3 protein-coding genes are annotated in these 3,854 nt (G+C 58.6%); 1 reads left to right on the top strand and 2 read right to left on the bottom strand.

The window, feature by feature from the left end; genetic code table 11:
* Nucleotides 1-1,235, bottom strand: a 1,235-nt coding sequence (locus EOL86_12625; GenBank protein NCD26420.1) for a hypothetical protein, incomplete at its 3' end; no start/stop codon positions are given.
* A 126-nt stretch (nt 1,236-1,361) separates the two neighbouring features.
* Nucleotides 1,362-3,173 (bottom strand): VCBS repeat-containing protein, encoded by a 1,812-nt coding sequence (locus tag EOL86_12620; protein NCD26419.1) that lies wholly within the window; start codon nt 3,171-3,173, stop codon nt 1,362-1,364.
* Between EOL86_12620 and EOL86_12615 the strand changes: the two genes are divergently transcribed.
* Complete coding sequence (locus EOL86_12615; GenBank protein NCD26418.1) at nt 2,785-3,624, top strand: tetratricopeptide repeat protein; 840 nt, start codon at nt 2,785-2,787, stop codon at nt 3,622-3,624. The two genes, EOL86_12620 and EOL86_12615, sit on opposite strands and share 389 nt — an antisense overlap.
* Nucleotides 3,625-3,854: the final 230 nt, after the last annotated feature.

Genomic DNA, 3,854 nt, shown 5'->3' with positions numbered 1-3,854 from the left:
GTGGCGAAGTAGGATGTATCTTCGTCATCTACATCATCGAATTCAGGGTACACAAAGCCCAATTCGTTGATGGCGGCCAGGTTTTCATAGATCATGTACTTGTTGACCATGTACACTTCCCAGGCGGAATCTTCTTCATCGAAAGCCACGCCAGCGTCTTCGTCGGACGTGCCCATCAGGTAGGCGCCGGTCAGCTCATGGGAGAGGTTTTCCACGAAGGAGATATCGGCCAGCTTCAGGCCAATGGCCCAGCAGGCATTGTCCACGCCGGAGAAGGTATCATACGTGGTGTTGAAAGCGCGCACGCCACCAGTATACGGGCTGATGCCCCAACCTTCGGCCAGCTGCGGCAGAACGTTGTCGTCGGTCAGATCGTCGTCATGACCAGAGAAGTAGGTGGTGAACAGAACGGGGGTGACCATGTCCATCTTGTAGGAAGCGGCCAAAGCGCCGTACCAGCCCTTGGTCTCTACGTCGTCGCTTTCGCCAGCGCCATAGATGAGGTCGGCTTCCAGGGTGAAGGGATCAAACATGGTCAGAGCGGCGTTGGCGCCCAGAACCCACACGGAGGTATCATCGCTCGCGGAAAGGGAAGCGCCGGAGTTTTCGCCCAGCCAGCCAAAAGCGAAGTACGGGGTGACGTTGAAGCCGTCCAGGGTGATGGGCGCGGCCAGGAAAGCCATGTCGGCGTCGTCTTTGTCCACGCCAACCACGCCTTCGGTGTTGTAATCGTTGTCCACGCCACGGCTGTAACCAACGGCCAGGGCGAACATGTCATTGATGGGGGCGCTCACGACCAGGGCCGCGGCGTCTTCGTCAAACACGGGGTTGCCGAAAATGCCCGGCAGGGCCACGTACTGCAGACCGGCCTTGACGTTGATGGCGGTGTCCGGGAAGTTGAAATCCAGGTAGGCATGCTTGACTTCGAGGTTGCCCTTGCCGTCGGTGCCCCAATCGCCGCCGACGTTATCGACGTTGTCACCCCAGACGTTGTCCAGTTCAAGACCCAGGACTGCCTTCAGGTTTTCGTTGGCCTGATAGGTGAAATAGGTGCGCATGCGCTGGGTGGTCATGTAGTTGTCGCCATCGGCGATCTCGGAATCGAAATCCATCAAGTTGCTGGACCACATTCCATAAACATCAAAACTACCCTTGACTTTCAGTTCAGTGGCGGAAGCGTTGGACACGCCGAACAGGGTGGCGGCCAGCAGAGCTACGAGTGCGAAACGTTTCATTTTTTCCTCCTTTTGCAATAACGAAAATAAATCATCTGACGCCTGGATGCAGTTAAGGCAGGTCTGGTCCAAAAAGCAAGCCTTTTTTGGCGTTTTTTGGGGTTGAAGTTTAAAAAATTTGACCGTTCAGTTTTTTTGACCGCCACTTTGAGGAGTGTCAAGCGGGTAGGCGATGAGCATGGCCCGTTTTTTGGCTGTCCCCATCATGCCGGTATGGCTGTTGAGACTGACCACCAGGTCCATGCTGCCGTCATTGTCCAGATCGGCCAGGCAATAATCCGTGACCGTGCCCTTGATCCGCGCGGTTTTCCACTCCAGGCTCATGCCGACCTCGTCCCAATACAAGCTGTGGATCTCGCCTTGGGGGTAGTCGCGGTAATTGGAAAAAATCTGCGCCGAGACCGAGACGTTGCGGCTGATGAGCAGTTCGTGACGCTTGTTTCTGTCTAGGTCGGCCACGATGCCGCGCAATGGTATAAAGACCCGGCTCATGGCCGCAGTGTTGGATCTTTCCGCCTGGAGCCCAGCCGCTGTTTCGAAGAAATCGACGCCAAGGTTGGAGCCGGCGTAGGTTTCCTCGGTCGTGGTCAGCAGCGCGCCGGTGGATGAAAAGACGCGCATGTGGTCGAGGTCGTCGATGAGGATAACCTGATGGCCATCGCCGGTGGGGAGAAACGTGACATTGTACACGGTGCCGCCCTGGGGCAGGTCCACGGCCGGGCCCAGCTCGTATTTGTCGTTCATCTTGGTGACGTGATGGATTTTGCTGTCCAGGTATTTGATCCGGCCGATTTTTTGGCCGACCAGGGTCGGCATGAAGGTCGGGGGCAGATTGATGACCCCGAGGTGCAAGGGAATGTTGTCGGTGCGGACAGCCAGGCGGTTGTTTTCGAAGGCGATGACCAAGGACCGGGGATCCTTGCCGAGCACGGCGGAAACGATCAGTTCGTCGCGTCCGTCCCGGTTCAGGTCAATGGAGTTCAGCCGGAGGTAATTGCGCCCCCGGGGGAGTTCGAGTTCGCTGACCGTGCTCATTTGCCCATTCGTGACCCGAAACGCCATGAGGGCGGAATCGGTCAGCATGAAGATTTCGTTTTTGCCGTCGCCATCGCCGTCGCAGACGACCATGCCACGCGAGGCAACGGGCAGCATCTGGCTGCGCCAGCGGCCCATGCTGGCGTCCGCGTCCTGATATTTGAGGGATGGGTTCGCATAGGCCGTGTTGCCATCCGTTTCGTTGACGATCAGCGCCTGATTCATGGGCTTGACGGCCTGGGTCGGCGCCGTGGCCATGGGCGCGGCGGTGCCCAAAATTTGACCGCTCATGGCCGTGGCCACGTTTTCCAGGCTGGGGATGACCTGATCAAGATTGGTCTGAATCGGGTAGGGCTGGTTTTCACCGCTGTCATCCAGGCGGTTGACATCCAGACTGCACTCCGTGCCCATGACGGTCATGGAACCCCAGACCAGATAGTCCACGCCCAGGGCCGAGCGGATTTTGGCGGCCCCCGTCGTGTCGGTGGGCAGGGTGGCGGCGGCTTTCTTGATCATGCCGGAGTCCAGGGCCGCAAGCCTGCCCGGCGCGCTCAGGCGGCTGGTCAACATGCTCTGGATGCCCTGGCTAAGATATTGGTATTCCTGCGGGCCATGCACGCCAAAGGGCAGGACCGCGAAGGTCTTGACCCCGGCCGAGGCCTGTGTGGCGATCGCGAGCAGGAAAAAGGCGATGAGAAGCTTCTTGAACATTGTCTCCTCCGGGAATACAGATTTAAGGCTTTGCCGGGTGGTCACACCAAGGTGGCCCTTCATGGTAAGGAATCCGTGGAATGTCAACAATGACCGGGGGCCACGATGGCGGCGCCAACGTCGCGACCCCGTTCGCCAACAGTATGACCAGGGCGGGAAAATGGTTTCCAGACGTGATTTGCTTTTTGGCATGGTTCGGAGGTTGCGTGGCGGCGAGGAAAAGCCCGTGTCCGGGATCGGGGCGGATATCGCGGCCGCCGACGCCGCCTATGCCCGTCGGGAACATGCCGTTGCCCGTGATCTGTACAAGGACATGCTCAAGTCCAATCGGGGGCACAAGGAGGCCCGGATTCGCCTGGGTCTGTGTCACTATCATTTGGGTGAGTACATCCAGGCCAAGGATACGCTGCTCATGGCCCTGCGGCAGCATCCCGGGGAGAGCCTCGCGGCCTTGTATCTTGGGCTGGCCTATGCCCGGCGCGAGCAGCTGGAAAAGTGCATGGATGCATGGAAGGGTGTCGTGCTGCGTGACCAAATCGATCTCATGCGCGAGATCAACGTCCAACGTGCCCTCTTTGAAACGGGTGAATCCTTGCGTGGCGCGGACGTGGCCGAGGCCGTGGAGCGCGTGGCGCGCGGATGATCGTGTTGCGAGCAGACGAGGTCTCGATCCATTCCGGATGAGCATGCGGTCCGTGTCTGGTTGTTTTGCGGTCGGCGTTTGTCTTTGATCGACCTTGGCCCCTGTTTCAAGGTCGCTACCCGTCGGGCCATGTTGATATCGCTTTGTCTGGCCGTGCTGTCTGGCTGGGGTAAAACACCCCGCTTCTTGCCATGAATCATGATCGAGGGCGCTTTCCCAGCGTGTTTCCT

It is taken from the genome of Deltaproteobacteria bacterium (genome assembly GCA_009930495.1).
Taxonomy (GTDB): domain Bacteria; phylum Desulfobacterota; class Desulfovibrionia; order Desulfovibrionales; family Desulfomicrobiaceae; genus Desulfomicrobium.
The sequence above is the reverse complement of the archived record's forward strand: the minus strand, read 5'-3'. Positions and strand labels throughout refer to the sequence as shown.

What these genes read in the sequence shown, in the direction of transcription:
- EOL86_12615 (NCD26418.1), top strand. Translation starts at nt 2,785, where the DNA reads ATGCCGGAGTCCAGGGCCGCAAGCCTGCCCGGCGCGCTCAGGCGGCTG.
- EOL86_12620 (NCD26419.1), bottom strand. Translation starts at nt 3,173, where the DNA reads ATGCCAAAAAGCAAATCACGTCTGGAAACCATTTTCCCGCCCTGGTCA.